At 38.8% G+C, this 17,333-nt stretch carries 13 protein-coding genes; 11 read left to right on the forward strand and 2 right to left on the reverse strand.

Going from position 1 to position 17,333, the window contains the following annotated elements; all coding sequences use genetic code 11:
• Positions 1-12 precede the first annotated feature (12 nt).
• On the forward strand, positions 13-1,524 hold the full coding sequence (locus Q0X59_RS02610; RefSeq protein ID WP_103042920.1) for a PIF1 family ATP-dependent DNA helicase: 1,512 nt from the start codon (positions 13-15) through the stop codon (positions 1,522-1,524).
• 151 nt (positions 1,525-1,675) lie between these two features.
• Positions 1,676-3,517 (forward strand): proline--tRNA ligase, encoded by a 1,842-nt coding sequence (locus Q0X59_RS02615; RefSeq protein WP_297642957.1) that lies wholly within the window; start codon positions 1,676-1,678, stop codon positions 3,515-3,517.
• A gap of 422 nt (positions 3,518-3,939) precedes the next feature.
• On the opposite strand, the gene Q0X59_RS02620 is transcribed toward Q0X59_RS02615, so the two are convergent.
• Positions 3,940-4,422, reverse strand: coding sequence for a single-stranded DNA-binding protein (locus tag Q0X59_RS02620; RefSeq protein ID WP_296156324.1), 483 nt, complete (start codon positions 4,420-4,422; stop codon positions 3,940-3,942).
• Between the two features lie 451 nt (positions 4,423-4,873).
• Complete coding sequence (locus tag Q0X59_RS02625; protein ID WP_297642960.1) at positions 4,874-7,018, reverse strand: M13-type metalloendopeptidase; 2,145 nt, start codon at positions 7,016-7,018, stop codon at positions 4,874-4,876.
• A gap of 159 nt (positions 7,019-7,177) precedes the next feature.
• Here Q0X59_RS02625 and map point away from each other — a divergent pair, with 159 nt between their 5' ends.
• The 9 genes from map (at position 7,178) to Q0X59_RS02670 (ending at position 17,252) form a co-directional block, all read left to right on the forward strand.
• Positions 7,178-7,951, forward strand: a complete 774-nt coding sequence (map, locus tag Q0X59_RS02630) for a type I methionyl aminopeptidase (protein WP_075523097.1) — start codon at positions 7,178-7,180, stop codon at positions 7,949-7,951.
• 50 nt (positions 7,952-8,001) lie between these two features.
• A complete protein-coding gene (gene prfB, locus Q0X59_RS02635; RefSeq protein ID WP_075523098.1) occupies positions 8,002-9,150 on the forward strand; it encodes a peptide chain release factor 2 in 1,149 nt (382 codons plus the stop codon).
• Positions 9,151-9,270: 120 nt separating this feature from the next.
• Complete coding sequence (ftsE, locus tag Q0X59_RS02640) at positions 9,271-10,800, forward strand: cell division ATP-binding protein FtsE (RefSeq protein ID WP_297642963.1); 1,530 nt, start codon at positions 9,271-9,273, stop codon at positions 10,798-10,800.
• Positions 10,797-11,720, forward strand: coding sequence for a permease-like cell division protein FtsX (ftsX, locus tag Q0X59_RS02645; RefSeq protein WP_075523100.1), 924 nt, complete (start codon positions 10,797-10,799; stop codon positions 11,718-11,720). The genes ftsE and ftsX overlap by 4 nt, the downstream gene beginning before the upstream one ends.
• A gap of 301 nt (positions 11,721-12,021) precedes the next feature.
• Positions 12,022-13,359 carry a CHAP domain-containing protein gene (locus tag Q0X59_RS02650; RefSeq protein WP_297643025.1) on the forward strand — a complete coding sequence of 446 codons (1,338 nt, stop codon included), beginning with the start codon at positions 12,022-12,024 and terminating at the stop codon, positions 13,357-13,359.
• Positions 13,360-13,460: 101 nt separating this feature from the next.
• Positions 13,461-13,955 carry an SsrA-binding protein SmpB gene (gene smpB, locus Q0X59_RS02655; protein WP_297642965.1) on the forward strand — a complete coding sequence of 165 codons (495 nt, stop codon included), beginning with the start codon at positions 13,461-13,463 and terminating at the stop codon, positions 13,953-13,955.
• Positions 13,956-14,324: 369 nt separating this feature from the next.
• The gene (locus Q0X59_RS02660; protein ID WP_075523102.1) at positions 14,325-15,233 is read left to right on the forward strand and encodes an ABC transporter substrate-binding protein; all 909 of its coding nucleotides are present in this window, start codon (positions 14,325-14,327) and stop codon (positions 15,231-15,233) included.
• Between the two features lie 30 nt (positions 15,234-15,263).
• Positions 15,264-16,265 (forward strand): amino acid ABC transporter permease, encoded by a 1,002-nt coding sequence (locus Q0X59_RS02665; protein ID WP_297642967.1) that lies wholly within the window; start codon positions 15,264-15,266, stop codon positions 16,263-16,265.
• Positions 16,266-16,349: 84 nt separating this feature from the next.
• Positions 16,350-17,252 (forward strand): amino acid ABC transporter ATP-binding protein, encoded by a 903-nt coding sequence (locus Q0X59_RS02670; RefSeq protein ID WP_297642970.1) that lies wholly within the window; start codon positions 16,350-16,352, stop codon positions 17,250-17,252.
• Positions 17,253-17,333: the final 81 nt, after the last annotated feature.

Consider the following 17,333-nt stretch of genomic DNA (forward strand, 5'->3'; position numbering starts at 1 on the left):
AAGGTACTGCCAATGAAGCAATCTGAAGCCTTAAGCATAATTGACGCTGGTGCAAGCGTATTTGTTACTGGTGCTCCTGGTTCAGGTAAAACATATGTGTTGAATAAAGCTGTTCGTTCATTGCGTAAGAATGGATTAAGTGTTGCTTTAACAGCTTCAACAGGTATTGCTGCTACGCATTTGAACGGACAAACTATTCATTCATGGAGCGGGATTGGCGTATCTAATACTCTTACAGCTACTCTTCTTAAAACTATTCGTTCTCGGCGTGCTAAAAATATTAAAGCTACTGATGTGCTTGTTTTGGACGAAGTTTCAATGATTCATGCGTGGCTTTTTGATATGGTTGATGAAGTTTGCCGTAAAATACGCAAAAATTCTGCTCCTTTTGGAGGATTGCAAGTAGTTATTTCAGGTGATTTTTTTCAGCTTCCACCTGTGAGCACATCTGCTAGAAATCGTGATATGTTTGATCCAAGTCCTGAGTTCAATTCTTCGCGTAAAAGATATGCTGATGCAGGTAAGAATCCTGAAGGATATATTACAGAATCATTTGCTTGGGACTCTTTAAATCCTACTGTATGCTATTTAACTGAGCAGCATAGGCAAGATGACGAAAAGTTACTTGATGTTTTAACTGATATTCGTTGCGGTTCTGTAACCTATTGCGATAAACAGCTGCTTGCTGGACGTCTTGGTGAGTATCCTAAAGATGATTCTGTTGCTGTGCATCTTTTTCCAACAAATTCACAGGCAGATGGTTTGAATAATGTTAAGCTTAATTCAATTGATGGCGAATCTTATGAGTTTGTTGCAACTGGTGATGGACCTAAAGATCTAGTTGAACGATTGAAGAAGAATATGCTTGCTCCAGAGCATTTAGTATTAAAAGCTGGAGCTGCTGTAATGGCTTTAAGAAATGATCAAGACAAACAGTATGTGAATGGTTCAATTGGTAAAGTTTTAAGATTTACTGCTTCATCTAAAGGTGGCTGGCCTATTGTTGAGTTTGAAAACGGTAATATTGTTACTCTTAAGCCAGCTACTTGGGAAATGACAGACGGTGAAACTGTTCTTGCTAGTGTGAATCAAGTTCCGCTTCGTTGCGCTTGGGGGATTACGATTCATAAATCACAAGGCATGACTCTTGATGCTGCTGTAATGGATTTGAGAAGGACTTTTGCGCCTGGAATGGGTTATGTTGCGCTTTCTAGAGTAGAAAATCTTGAAAGTCTTTACTTAGAGGGAATTAACGATCGCGCGTTTAGTGTTTCTGCTGACGCTGTTCTTCTTGATAGCGTATTGCGCCAATCTTCACAGCATGCAAGTGAAATGCTTGCTAAAGATGGTGCAGTTGCTTTTGTAAAAAATAATAATGAAGACGATTATGCGAAAATACAAGAGCTTGATGTCTTTGCAAACAATCACAAAGATGATGCTGTTAATGCTAATGCTGATGATGCTGTCAACGATGAAAAAGATGATGCTGTCAACGATGAATTTGTATTTAACGATGAATTTTGATTGCATATAAATGAAGTTGAAATATATGTGAATATGGTAGTGAATATTGTAGTAAATATTGTAATGAATATGGATTAACAATTATGCATAAACTATTGTATATGTGCTTAAACAAGTGTTTATGTCCTCATGCGCAAATAGATTGGAACGCATGAATTCCAATGTACTTCGTATGTCTAATATGTTTCTTCGTACGCTGCGCGAGGATCCTGCAGATGCGGATGTGACTTCCGCAAAACTAATGCAGCGCGCAGGATATATTCGTAAATCCGCTCCGGGCGTGTGGACGTGGTTGCCGCTTGGTTTAAGAGTTTTAAATAAAGTTGAAGCGATTATTCGCGATGAAATCAATGCTATTGGTGCACAGGAAGTCCACTTCCCGGCACTTCTTCCGCGTGAGCCTTATGAGGCTACTAACCGTTGGGAAGAGTACGGAGACAACATTTTCCGCCTTAAAGATCGTCATGATGCTGACTATCTTCTTGCTCCTACTCACGAGGAAGTTTTCACTCTTCTTGTAAAAGATATGTATTCTTCTTACAAGGATTTGCCAGTTACTTTGTATCAGATTCAAACAAAGTATCGCGATGAGTTCCGCCCTCGTGCAGGTCTTATTCGTGGACGCGAGTTTATTATGCAAGACGCTTACTCGTTCTCTATTAACGAAGATGGTTTGAAGTCTGCTTATGTTGACGAGCGTGCTGCTTACGCTCGTATTTTCGACCGTTTAGGAATTAAGTATGTGATTGTTCATGCTGTTTCTGGTCCAATGGGCGGCTCTGATTCTGAAGAGTTCTTAGCTCCAATGCCAATTGGTGAAGATACTTTTGCGCTCGCGCCTTCCGGGAAAGCTTGGAATGTTGAGGCTTTGACAACTCCAGAAATGCAAGATGTTGATTACTCAGCAACTCCTGCTGCTCTTGCTCTAGAAACTCCAGATGCTAAGACGATTGAAGCTTTGGTTAAGGTTTCTAACGATTTGCATCCTCGCGAAGATGGCAGAGCTTGGCAGGCAAGCGATACTTTGAAGAACTTGATTATTGCTGTTAAGCATCCTGCTGATGCTGAAGGTGGCGAGCACGAGGAGCCATGGCGCGAAATAGTTGCAATTGGTATTCCTGGCGACCGACAAGTGGATATGAAACGTCTTGAAGCTCAGTTTGCTCCTGCAGAAATTGAAGAAGCAAATGAGGAAGATTTGAAAGCTCATCCTGAGTTTGTTAAAGGATACATTGGATTTAGCGTATTAGGTCCTCAAGCTCGCCAGGATGGTAGTGGAATTGAAAATCCAGTTCGCTACTTGATAGATGCGCACGTTGCAAAAGGCAGCGCATGGATTACAGGAGCGGACGAGGAAGGAAAGCACGTTTATAACGCTGTTTATGGACGCGATTTTGCAGCGGACGGTGTTGTTGAAGCAGCTCTCGTTCGAGATGGAGATATGAGCCCAGATGGTTCTGGTCCGTTAAGTTTTGAGCGTGGCGTGGAAATAGGTCAAGTGTTCCAGCTTGGATTAAAGTATTCTAAAGCCTTGGGCTTAAGCGTTCTTAATGAAAACGGTAAAGCTGTGCCAGTGTGGATGGGTTGCTATGGTATTGGCGTTAGCCGTGTTATTGCGTGCTTAGCGGAAACTCATCATGATGATTCTGGTCTTGCGTGGCCAATGGCGATTGCTCCAGCTCAAGTTCATGTTGTTGCAACCGGAAAAGATCAAGTTGCTTTTGACGCTGCTGAAAAGGTGGTTGAGGAGCTTGATAAGCGAGGAATTGAAGTGATCTTTGACGATAGAGCAAAGGTTTCACCAGGTGTAAAGTTCAAGGATGCTGAGCTTATTGGTGTTCCTCTTGTTGTTGTTGCAGGTCGAGATACTGTGAACAATGGAACGATTGAAATTCGCAATCGAGATGGCTCAAACGTTGAAGCTGTTCCAGTTGAGGATGCAGTGGATCGCATTGTAAGGCGCGTGACGACTTGCTTGAGCGCTGCGATTTAGCGCGCAAAAGCAATTCGGAGCGCCGAGCTTGCTTAGTATTGAAAGTCCAGTGGACTTTCAATGCAAGCGAGGTATGACTTTGTGTTTTTAACGAAGGCATGGTGGGTTTGTTTGGTTTCACTTTAGGGATTGTGTGTTGAGTGTAGTGCGTGACGACCTGCTTGAGCGCTGCGATTTAGCGTAGCTTTTTAAACTGAGTCACAACTTGTGAAACTTGCCGTCAGGAATATTGTTATATTCGCATATTAAAGCGTTTTATATGAAGAATATAGATATTCTTGACGGCAAATTATATAAACAAGTTATATAAGCAAGTTAAATTATAGGCAAAATTTTATATAAGAAAGTTATATAAAATTTAGTTTTTAATTTACAAAAATATTTGTGTTATAGACCAAATATTTTTATTTGCTATCTTTCACCTAAATATCTAAATTACTGTCAAATTCCTTATTTACAGATTGTGAGTTAGAATTAGATTTTTCAATATTATCATTCCCAGTTTTGTTGATATTATTAGGTTGATTACTATTTGACTGATTTGCATGCTTTGTGAATTGAGTAGTTCCACGATTGAGATCGTGTCCGATTGCAGAAGCTTCTAAGATTACTCTGCTATAGTCAGATCCATCTTTTTGCCATGCTTCAGTGTTTAGAATTCCACATACAACAATCGCATCGCCTTTGTGTACACTTTGCAATACGTTACTTGCTAAGTTTCTGTATGCTTTTACTGTCATCCATGTTGTTGGTTTATCTACCCAATGTTTTTCTTCAGCATGATAGTAAGAAGGTGTATTGGCTATACGTAGCGAACATGCTGTAGTTCCTCCATTTCTGCCAAATTCTATAGGGTCTGCGCTAACATACCCACTCATAGTAATAGTTGCTTGTTGCTGAACCATATTTAATCCTTTCACAAAATTGGACTGCAGCTATTTCAGCCCCGAAACCAGAGCCTTCATTGCCCCTGAGCTTCGCAGCTCTCAGGAAACGCTGCAGTACTATCTACTATGAAGTATGTTCGAAGTTTTGCATAGAAAAAAATGCTTTTGTGGTCAGAAGTTATCTTCTATCCACAAAAGCATTAAAATCTTGACTTTTTAATTGAAAAGAGTTACTAAGTTCAATCGAGTATGTAGTAGTAGCTTGCTTTTGAAATTCAAATTATAAAATAGTAGATGATAGTAGAAAATAAATAATTGCGCTAGTTGCACTATTTAGTTACTACTATCATCTATTCATCTATCTTTTATTCATTTATTCATCTATTCACTTATTCATTTATTCATATTTTGGTCTATAGTCACATATTTTAAATCTTTAAATCTCTTAAAGTATTTAAAACACTATGCTTTACCAAATATGCACACGCTCGCTTGGAGCAAGCCACATTTCATCGCCTTCTTTAACGCTGAAAGCATCGTAGAACAAGTCCACGTTGCGCGCAATTCCGTTAGTGCGGCATTCGGCTGGGGAGTGTGGGTCGATTTGAAGGTATTGCTCTGCAATCTCATTACGAGCTTTGGAACGCCACACCAACGCGTAGCTTAAGAAGAAGCGTTGCAAAGCAGTGAAGCCATCAATTGCAGGAGCGTTTAACAAAGTTTCGCTAATCGCATCGTCACTTCCGTCAATCTCTTGCCCATTGCTCTTTTGCAAAGCAAAAGCGTACGCTTTAAGCGCAATAGTTACGCCGCTTAAATCGCCAATATTTTCACCGATTGTTAAAGCACCGTTTACGTGAGGCATTGCATTGCGCTCTTCTTTGCTCTTCAAGTGAGAGTATTTAACAATAAGTTGCGTTGGCGTAAAAGCATTGTATTGCTCAATAAGCGCTTTAGTGCGCTCAGTAAAGTTGGTTTTGTCTTCTTCAGTCCACCAATTGTTAAGAACACCATCGCCATCGTATTCGCAACCTTGATCGTCAAACCCGTGACCGATTTCATGACCTATCACAGCACCAATAGCACCGTAATTTGCTGCGTCTGGAGCGCTCGGGTTAAAGAATGGAGGTTGCAAAATTGCAGCAGGGAACACGATTACGTTAAGCAGCGGATCGTAGTAAGCGTTCACAGTTTGCGGAGTCATCTGCCATTCTTCACGATCCACAGGCTTTCCAGCTTTTGCAGTATACCTACCAAAGATAAATCGAGAAACTTCGCGCATATTCTCAATTAAGCCAGCGTCTTCCTTAATATTTAGCGCAGAGTAGTCAATCCAATGGTTTGTATATCCAATATTTGGCTCAAACTTGCTAAGCTTTTCCAAAGCCTTAGCCTTAGTCTCCTCACCAAGCCAGCTGCTGTGAGAAATAGATACGCGGTATGCGTTAATAAGATTGCTAACTAAGCCTTCCATATACTTTTTAGAAGACTCAGGGAAGTGCAAGCGCACGTACTCGCGGCCAACTTCTTCGCCGCAAGCATCGTCAACAACTCCGATTGCGCGCTTCCAGCGGTCGCGCTGCTTGGTGGCGCCAGAAAGCACTTTGCCGTAGAAGTCAAATTTCGCTTGCGCAAAATCTTCGCTTAACATGCTTGCCCAGCACAAAATCACATGAACGCGTGCCCAAAGCTTTAGATCTTCTAAGTCAGCTTCTTGCCAAATCTTATTCAATCCTTCTATAAAGCTTGGCTCGTGAACTACTACTTTGATAAAAGCTTTACGAAAATCTATTGGCTGATTCTTTGCTTCTTTTGAATTATCGTAAGCTTTTTGAGCAGAGTCTAAGAAAGCGTCAAGATTTAACGCTTCAAGTGTTTTTGCTAAATCAGCATAATTGTAAGGATTATAAGTTTTTTGAGAATCGCGTGTTGCTACATTATCCCAATGGTTGCTCGCGATTTGTGTTTCCACCTTCAAGAAACGTTCCGATTGCTCGCTTGTAGTAGTGGCATCTCCGTAACCAGCTAATCGCAGCAACTTTGCTACCATTTTTACGTATTCAGCGCGAATCGGAGCGTAATTATCTTCGCGATAGTATGCTTCGTCTGGCAAGCCCAATCCAGCCTGCTCAATGTGCATAATATTTGTCTTAGGATCTTTAGGATCGCCGTAAACACCAAAAGCAAACATTGCATTTGGGCCGCCGTAAGGGTTAAGCGTGCCGAGAGTGCGAACCAAATCTTCCTTGCTGTTAGCTGCATCAACAGCATCTAAATCGCTTTTAATTGGCGTAATTCCAGCTTTTTCGATAGCTGCAGTATCCAAATAGTTACGGTATAAAGCTTGAGATTTTTTGGCTGAGCAGTCTTCGCTTTCTAAAATATCTCGAATTTGCTTCTCTGCATCTTCTGCGAGTTTGTGAAAAGCTCCGAACATTGGTCTGTCTTCTGGAAGAGTGTAAGTGTCAATCCAAGGACCATTTACATAGCGGAATAAATCGTCTTGTGGGCGAATAACTGATGAGAAGGAAGCTGGATCAAAATCTACAGGAGAAATCTCTTTCTTTGCTTCCTCAATATTGTTATTATTGTTGTTTTCATTGTTATTAAGCATGAGCCTAGCTTACAAGTATTAAGCGACAGTGTTTGTTGTAAAGTGTGCGTTGATATATTTTTATTATTTTCTAATTATTTGCAGCTTTTTTGTTTCATTTTCGTCTTATTTTTGCGCTATTTTCGTGCTATTTTCGTGCCTGCGCGTTAGTCTTAAAGCATGATTGAACTTAAAACTCCATCTGAAATTGAAGCGATGAAACCTGCAGGTCGCTTTGTCGGTAGTATTCTTAAAGATTTGAAAGCAATGACTAAAGTTGGAACGAATCTTCTTGAGATTGATGACTTCGTTCGCCAACGCATTATTAGCCGTAAAGGTGCGTCTTCTTGCTATGTTGACTACGCTCCTGATTTTGGAACAGGTCCTTTTGCGCACTACATTTGCACTTCTGTAAATGATGCTGTTCTTCACGGTGTTCCGTTTGATTACAATCTTAAAGATGGCGATTTGTTAACTCTCGACTTAGCAATTAACGTTGATGGTTGGGTTGGGGATTCTGCTATTAGTTTCGTTGTAGGAAAGCATGCTGATCCTGAGGATTTGCGTTTGATTAAGTGTACTGAGGAAGCTTTACAAGCTGGTATCAATATGGCGCAGCCGGGGAATCGCCTTGGAGATGTTTCTGCAGCTATTGGATGTGTTGCTCATGATTATGGTTACAGTGTAAATCTTGAGTTTGGTGGGCACGGAGTAGGCCATATTATGCATGGTGATCCGCATGTTCCTAACGATGGAACTGCTCATCATGGTTATAAACTTCGCCCAGGCTTGGTAATTGCTATTGAACCGTGGTTCTTAAAGACTACTGACGAGATTTATCAAGATCCTAAGGACGGTTGGACTCTTCGTTCTGCTGATGGTTCTCGCGGTGCGCACACTGAACATACGATTGCAATTACTGAGAATGGTCCGGAGATTTTGACCGTACGCTAAAATTTGAATAGTAATTGCGTAAAACGTATATAAAGAGGTACTTTAAGTAAATGGCGGAATTTGATTTTGCTCAAGCGTTAAATGATGTTGAAGCAAAGTATTCTTCTATTGCTAAAGCAATAGACGTTGAGACACTAAAAAATACAATTGCAGATTTAGAAAAGCAAGCTGCAGAGCCTGGGCTTTGGGATGATTCCGAGCGTGCTCAGAATGTTACGAGTAAGCTTTCTGCATCTCAATCTCAATTGAAGCGTTTACAAGATGTAGAACAACGTATTGAAGATGCTAAGACTTTAATTGAGCTTGGTCAAGAAGAAGACGATGCATCTTCCATGAACGAAGCTCAAGAAGAGCTTGTAAATATTGCTCATGAGTTGGATGATATGGAAGTTCAGACTCTTCTTGACGGCGAATATGATGCGCGTTGCGCAGTCGTTACGATTCGATCTGGCGCAGGCGGTGTGGATGCTGCTGATTTTGCGCAAATGTTGCTTCGTATGTATTTGCGTTGGGCTGAGCGAAATGGCTACAAAACTAAGATGATGGACACGTCTTATGCAGAAGAAGCTGGTATTAAATCTGCTACTTTCCAAGTAGATGCACCTTACGCATATGGTCGTCTTTCTGTGGAAGGCGGAACTCACAGAATGGTTCGTATTTCTCCTTTTGACAATCAAGGTCGCCGTCAAACTGGTTTTAGTGCAGTTGAAGTAATTCCTTTAGTTGAAGCTACAGATCATATTGATATTCCAGATTCCGATATTCGAGTTGATACTTTCCAAGCGTCTGGCCCTGGCGGACAAGGTGTGAACACAACGTATTCTGCTGTTCGTATTACGCATTTGCCAACTGGATTAGTCGTTTCTATGCAAGATGAGCGTAGTCAGATTCAAAATCGTGCTGCTGCTATGTCTGTTTTGCAATCGCGTTTGCTTGTGCTTAAGCATCAAGAGGAAGCTGCAAAAAAGAAGGAGCTTGCTGGTGATATTAAAGCAAGTTGGGGAGATCAGATGCGTTCTTACGTACTTCACCCTTACCAAATGGTGAAGGATTTGCGTACCGGCTACGAAACTTCGCAAACTCAAGCTGTTTTTGACGGTGATATTGACGGTTTTATTGAAGCTGGTATCCGTTGGAGACATGAGCAAAGAGTTGAAGCTCAAAAAGAAGCTGAAGCTCAAAAAGAGGCGGAAATGTGATGTTTGCGCGTCTAACAAAAATATGAATCTTTGTGCTTTTATGTAGAATTTTGTAGCTTTACATAATTATATGCAATACAGAACTAGATAATAAAAGTAGGATAATAAAGGAAAGTCAACATGTCACTGATGTCGTTAGAACATGTGTCTAAGATTTACCCGAAGGGTTCGCGTCCAGCTTTAGATGATATTTCTTTAGATGTTAATCGCGGTGATTTCGTATTTTTAGTAGGCGCTTCCGGATCTGGTAAAACTACTCTTTTAAGTTTGCTATTGCGTGAAGAAGAAGCGAGTAGCGGAGAGATTCATGTTGCAGGCAATGATTTAAGACGCTTAGCAAATCGCCAAGTTCCTCAATATCGCAGATCTCTCGGATTTATATTCCAGGATTATAAGCTTTTAAACAATAAGACTGTTTATCAAAATGTTGCTTTTGCTTTAGAAGTGATTGGTACGAGTAGAGCTACTATTCGTTCGCTAGTTCCGCGTGTTTTAGAAACAGTTGGATTAACAGGAAAAGAAAATAATTATCCTCATGAGCTTTCAGGTGGTGAAGCTCAACGTGTAGCTATTGCTAGAGCGTATGTAAATCATCCTCAAATTATTCTTGCCGATGAGCCTACTGGTAATTTAGATCCGACTACTTCTCTTGGAATTATGGAAGTTCTAGATGCTATTAACAGAACTGGCACAACTATTGTTATGGCTACGCATAACGAAGAAATCGTGAATTCTATGCGTAAGCGTGTTGTTGAGTTGCATGCTGGCAAGATTGTTCGAGATGAGCGTGAAGGCTCTTATGATTCTGCTCTTTATTTTCCAGATGCTGATGTTGAGCAAAATTCTAAAGCTCAGCAATCTGTTGATTTATCTTATAAAAATAGCGAATCAGAATCCGCCAAAACAGAAGAAAATAAAAATGATTCGTATAATAATTCTGCCTCAACTGCATCTTCGAAAAATAATGCGAATGAGTTTGATAGCGATAGCGAAAATGCGTCATCAATTGACTCTTCAAAATACGATGCAAAATCTGAAAAAGTTGAATCTGATTCTAAAGAACGTGAGAGTTCTAATGATTCGCAATCTTCAAATTCTTCTAGCTCATCTTCTAATTTTTCGTATAGTAGTGAATTCAAGAATGGTGCTCAACATAAGAGATTGTCTAAAAAAGAGCTTCGAGCGTTACAAGCTCAGCAGGCTTTAGATTTAGTTGCTAATACTTTGAAGAATTCAGAATCTGAAAATGAGGGTATTGCGCGTTTAGCTCAGTCAGTGCATTCCGGTCGTACAGGTCGTTATGGTGAAGTTTTCCAATCTTTGGAAACAACTATGACATGGGGGCGCGGATTAGTGTTGGATTCTGGTAATGATTCTGAGTCTGGTCATAGTTCTGAGCTTGGTTTGGATCATAGTTCGGATCCAAATTCTGGTTCTAATAATAATCCTCCTGCTCCTCCAGCTCCTCCTGAATTTAATAAAAATGATAAAAAGCGCTCTGCGTCTAGTAGTTCTAAAGCTGATTCTTTAGAGCAAGGAAAGAATAATGCTGAAAATAGCGATAATAATTCTGCTAATGGTTCTTTCAGTAGTAATTCTTACGCAAATGATGAAGATGCAAATTCTATTATCGATGGAGAGAATAAATGAGATTACGATTCATATTTTCAGAAACATGCATAAGTTTACGCCGCAATGTTTCTATGATTCTTTCTGTCATGCTAGTTACGTTTATTTCGTTCCTTTTCATAGGTTCTTCTGTGTTAATGCAAGCTCAGATTACTAAAGCTAAAGGTGATTGGTACGATAAAGTTGAAGTTGTTGCATGGCTTTGTCCTGACGGAACAAGTCAGTCTGCAACCTGTGCTTCTGGTAAAGCTCCAACTAAAGAAGAGATAGTTAAACTTGAGGAAGTTGTTAATCAAGAGCTTGGAGATGACGTTTCTCACATTACGTATGTTAGTAGGGAAGATTTTTATAAGAATACTTTTTTGAAACAATATCCACAAGGAATTTATCAAGGTCGTACTCTTACTGCTGCAGATATGCAAGATTCTTTACGTTTGAAATTGCGTAATCCTATGAAATATCAAGTTGTTTCTGAAGTCCTTTCAGGTCGCAGCGGCGTTGAAAGTGTTGTCGATCAGCGTCAAATTTTTGATCCTGTTTTTAGTGTATTGAATCGAGCTACTGCGATTACAGTCGTATTAGCTGCTGTGATGGTTATTGTTGCTATTTTGCTTACTGGCACGACTATTCGTATGTCTGCTGCTTCTCGTAAGCAGGAAACAGAAATTATGCGACTTGTTGGTGCTTCAAATTGGACTATTCGCATGCCGTTCATTCTTGAAGGTGCTATAGCTTCATTCATGGGTTCGCTACTATCGGGTCTTGTGTTGAGTGCCGTTGTAAAAGTGTTTATTACAGATTGGCTTGCTCAAAAAGTTAAGTGGATGCCATTTGTCAATCAAGCTACTGTATGGGTGACTGTTCCAATGCTTGTTATAGGTGCTGTAGTTCTTTCTATTATTGCTTCTTCTGTTGCATTGCGTAGATATTTGAGAGCATAATACTCAAGAACTTAAAAACTGTACTTAAAACTTTAAAACTGTACTTAAGACTTAAGATTTAAGACTTAAGGCTTAAAAACTTAAAGACTTGAGAACTTAAAAACTTAAAGACTTAAAGACTTGTACTTAAAAGGTTTATTTAACTTATTTAAAGTGTGAATTTTATATGATTCTTTTACTTTTATAAGTTTTTATAATTCAATTAAAATGTTATACTTACACGAACAGAAGCGTTGAAAGGATGATTATGAAGACTGTAATGAACTTCAATAGTCGTTTTCATATTGCGATTAGTATGTTCATGGCTTCTACATTAGTTCTTTTTAGTTGTATAGCAATGTCTTTGTTTACTGTTTCTCCTGCGAATGCTGTTAGTATGCGAGAATACAACAGGAAATTGCAAAACAATGCTGCATTGCGTAAAAAATTATCTGGAGTTAGTAAAAAACTTGCAGATAAAATAGTGGAATTAAATGATCTTAATGAGCGTCAAATTCCTAATCAAATTCGTGCAGCTGAGCAAGCTCAACAGCAGTCTGAACAGGCTCGTAGTCTTGTTGAATCAACTAATCAACGTCTTGAATCTGCAAAAAAAGATAAGCAAGATTTAGAAGAGAAAATTAAGCAAACTGGTGCAGATTATGATGATGCAAAAGCAGCTGTTGCACAGCTTGCGCGCGAAAGTTTCCATGGCTCTAGTTCTTCGCATATTATGGCTATGCTAACTAATTCCACAACTACAGAACAGTTTGTAGGGAAGTTGCAATCTGATTGCGCTGTTGCTCGTAGTGAGTCTAATGCGGCTCATAATGCTGCTGTAACTCTTAATAATTCTATGAATCGCAAGCAGCGTTTAGAAGCTATTGAAGCAGAAATCGCAAAGCTAAAGCAAAAAGCGCAAGATCAAGCAAAAAGCGCTGAGGCTGCTGCTGCTGCTGCTAGAGATAAGCAAAAACAGTTGCAAGATTTGCGAGATCAGGGTGATGTGATTCGTAAACAATTGGAGAGTGAAAAGAGTAGTTTGAAATCTCAGCAAGCTCGTGAAGCTGCAGAGATTATTCAAATGAAGTCTGCAATTGATGCTCAAGCTAGAGCTTTAGCTAATAGTCCTCTTGCTCGTCTTGATCCTAGGAATGGTAATCGTCAGCAAGGTGGTAGGCGTATATCTTTGAATCGTCCTGTTTTGCAGCCTATGCCTGCTTCTGATGGTTTTGCTAATGGAATGGATTACACTGTTCCTGGAAATTGTCCTGAGGGTTCTGGATTCTGTTACGGGCATAACACTGGAAATACTGGCGGACCTGTTACGTATCCTGCGCGTAATTGCACTCTTTGGGCGTATTTGCGCAGATCGCAATTATCACTTCCTGTTGCAACTCATATGGGTAATGGTGCTGATTGGGCTAATACTGGTCGCCGTTATGGCTATTTAGTTAATGATATTCCTCATGTTGGTGCAGCTATGGTGTTCCCTCGTGGTGCAGCTGGATCTGACAGAATGTATGGGCATGTTGCGATTGTTGAGCGCGTGAATTCCGATGGATCTGTTTTGATTTCTGAAGGCGGAGTTGTGTTTTCTACTTTTCCGCATTACAGAACTATACAAAATGCGTCTAGATACGAGTTTGTGCATTACTAATATGTGATTTGTAGTCTAAATAATAGATAGCTTCTTGTAATTTTTATGAGGAGCTATTTTATTAAGAATTTTTATAAGAAGCTAATATTTTGGAGTGAAAAGTGGATAAGAAACTTGCTCAAGATGGTACTTTAACGGTTGCTAATAACCGTAAAGCTTACCATGATTATGCTGTTGAAGATTGCTATGAAGCTGGTCTTGCTCTCACTGGTACTGAAGTAAAATCACTTCGTGAAGGTCGCGCTTCTTTAGCTGAGTCATTTGTAAGTATTGATAGACGTGGCGAAATGTGGTTGGAAGGTGCGAATATTCCAGAATATTTGAATGGAACTTGGAATAATCACGCTCCTAAACGTAAACGTAAATTATTACTTCATGCTATTCAAATTGCTAAGCTTTCTAGGCAAACAGAAGCTAAAGGATACACTGTTATCCCTTTGAGATTATATTTTCGTGGCAGTTTCGTAAAAGTTGAGATTGCTTTAGCTAGAGGTAAAAAAGAATTCGATAAGCGTCAAGCTTTGCGTGAAGAGCAAGATAAGCGTGAGGCATTGCGTGCTATGCGATATAAAAATTTGCATTCGCGCGCTATTTGATATTGTTTTCGCTATTTTGTATGAGTTTTATCTTTGCAAAAGAAAGCATTTTAACTTTTTCGATATTGCATGTAGATGCTTGTTTTAGTAACAGTAGTTTTCAGAATAGTAGTTTTAGAAATAATAATATTAGCAATAGTAATATTGCAGATTGTTAAATTGTTTCGCGACACATAATTATTCATTTTTATGAATAATATACAGTTTTATTTTTGCGTATTCTTATTATTGCGCTAAATCGCTGTATGTGTATTCTTGTTTATGCAAAAGCTTGTATAAATTCTGCTCTAAATTGTAACGTTCTCCTGTATAGTTATACATATCAATGTAAATTATTTATTTTTTAAACACTGATTTTAGGAGAAGGTTATGTTTAAATCCGTTAAGAATATTTCTGTTGCTGTTTCATCGTTATTATTGTTAAGTCTTTGTGCATGTGGTCCAGCTGATTCACAGGCGTCTGATCCAGATATTGCAAGAAGTTATGATGTCAACTCGATTAAAAAAGATCCTGAAATTGCTGCAATGCTTCCTGAAGATGTTGTTAAAAGCGGTGAATTAACTGTAGGTGTAAATGTAAGTTATGCTCCTGCAGAATTTTTTGCTGCAGATGGAAAAACTCCTGTTGGATATGAAATTGATTTTTCTAAAGCTTTAGCAAAAGTATTTGGATTGAAAGCTAAGATCGTTCATGCTCCATTTGATGCAATTATTCCTGCTATTGGTAGTAAATATAATGTTGGAATTTCTGGTTTTACTGTTAATGCAGAGCGAATGAAAAGTGTTGATTTTGTAACTTATGCTAATGCTGGATTATCTTTTGAAGTTCGTAAAGGAAATCCAACTAAAGTTAATCCAGACAATTTATGCGGTAAAAAGGTTTCTTTACAAACTGGTTCAGTAGGGGAGCCTGTTATGGAAGAAGCGAAGAAACAGTGTGAAGTAAAGAGAGATAAGCCGCTTGAAATTATGAGTTTCAAAGAACAAACTGATGCTACTGTAGCTTTATTATCAGGTAGAGCAGATGTTATGTATGCTGATACTCCTGTTGCAGGTTATGCGTCTATTAAAAATGATGGAAAATTGGAAATCATAGCTAATAGTAAAGATTCTGAGCCAATGGGTGCTGCTGTCAAGAAGGGTGATTCCAAGATGCTTAAGGCTGTTAAAGCTGGTATTGATAAGCTTATGCGCTCTGGCGTTTATAAAGACATCTTGAAAAAATGGGGTGTTGAAAATGTTGCTGTTGATAAGTCAGTTATAAATCCTGAAGTTTAAGCATGTTTAAACAATTTTGGAGTAAATATTATGGACTTAAAAACAGAACAATTTTCTAAAAATAACTCTTCTGAAGAACAGTTTGAGAAGATTTTGCCTGTTAAGAAAATTGGCCCTATTGTTGCAGGTATTGTAAGCGCAATTATTGCATGTGTTCTTTTATATGGTATTCTTACGAATCCTCGTTTTGAATGGGATCAAGTTGGAATATATCTTATAAGCAATAATGTTCTTTCTGGTATTTTCTGGACTTTGTGGTTGACTTTGCTTTCTATGGTTATTGCGATTGTGTTGGCGCTTTGTTTGGCGATGATGCGTAAGAGTGTTAATCCTGTTTTGCGTGGTGTTAGTTGGTTTTTTATTTGGTTTTTTAGAGGTACGCCTGTTTATACTCAGCTTGTGTTTTGGGGTATGTTTGCTGTTCTTGTTCCTAAGTTGAGTTTGGGTGTTCCGTTTACTAGTTTGGAGTTTTTCTCTATTGATTCTAATGTTGTTATGACTTCTTTTAATGCTGCTGTTATTGGTTTGTCTTTGAATGAGGCTGCGTATTTGTCTGAGATTGTTCGTGCTGGTTTGGAGGCTGTTGATGTTGGTCAGGTTGAGGCTGCTAAGTCTTTGGGTATGTCTCGTTCTTTGATGATGTGTCGTGTGGTTCTTCCTCAGGCTATGCGTATTATTGTTCCTCCTTTGGGTAATGAAACTATTGGTATGTTGAAGACTACTTCTTTGGTTTTGGCTGTTCCTTTTACTCTTGAGTTGCAGTTTGCTACGAATGCTATTGCTAATCGTATTTATAAGCCTATTCCTCTTCTTATTGTTGCTAGTGTTTGGTATTTGGTTATTACTTCTGTGTTGATGGTTTTGCAGTCTATGTTAGAAAAGCATTTTGGTAAAGGCTTTGAAGCACGAGATATTGTAAAACATACGCAATTGTATGCAAATACGGATCAGCGTACAGATGAGTCGTTAAAAGTTCAGCAAAAAAATGTTCAAAAGCGTAATGATGCTACTATGTTAGGTTTTAATGCTTAGTGATAGCATATTTACATTATTTGTGTGATTTTAAGTATGATAATTTAGTAGTATTATCAATGGTAGTTATGACGGGGTGTGAATATGGATATTGAAAATAATGAATTTGTTAATAAAAATATAGATGATTCTAAGTCTTTTGAGAATAATACTTCAGAAGATGCAAGCAATAGTCTAGATGATGCAAGCAATAGTCTAGATGATGCAAATAGTACTTCAACTGTTGCAGTATCTTTAACGAATGTTCAAAAATCTTTTGGATCTATTCAAGTATTAAAAAATATAAATATTACTGTTGATTCTGGCAGTGTAACAGTTATTTTAGGCCCATCAGGATCTGGTAAATCTACTTTATTGCGTTTAATAAATCAACTTGAAACTCTTACTTCTGGGAGCATATGTATTTATGGAAAGCGTATTGGAGTAAAGAAAGTAATATATAAAGGTAAAGAGCGTCTTCGAGCTCTTAACGATAAAGAAATTTCCAAACAGCGCTCTAAGCTTGGAATGGTATTTCAGCGTTTTAATTTGTTCCCACATATGACAGCATTAGAAAATGTTATAGAAGCTCCTGTTCATGTGTTAGGAATGAAAAAACAGGATGCGCGTGATTTAGCAATTAAAGAGCTTAAACGAGTTGGAATGCTTGAACGCATGAATCATTATCCTGCTGAGCTTTCTGGAGGTCAGCAACAACGTGTTGCAATTGCTCGTTCTCTTGCTATGAAGCCGGAGATTATGCTGTTTGATGAACCAACGTCTGCTCTTGATCCCGAACTTGTTGGTGAAGTTTTGAATGTTATGCTAGATCTTGCAAAAGAAGGCATGACTATGATTGTTGTGACTCACGAGATTGGTTTCGCAAAAGAAGTAGCAGATCAGGTTGTGTTTATGGATGATGGAATGGTTGTAGAGCAAGGCGATGCAAGTATTATTGACAATCCTAAAACAGATAGATTGAAAGATTTTCTTAAGCATGTGCTTTAGCTTATAGCTATGCAATTTCTTGTAATCAAAACTTCATGTACTTTGCTTACATAAATTTTGTATGAATTCTTATGAAAGTTA

Origin of the sequence: uncultured Gardnerella sp. (assembly GCF_947280595.1) — a bacterium.
GTDB classification, from domain to species: Bacteria; Actinomycetota; Actinomycetes; order Actinomycetales; family Bifidobacteriaceae; genus Bifidobacterium; species Bifidobacterium vaginale_A.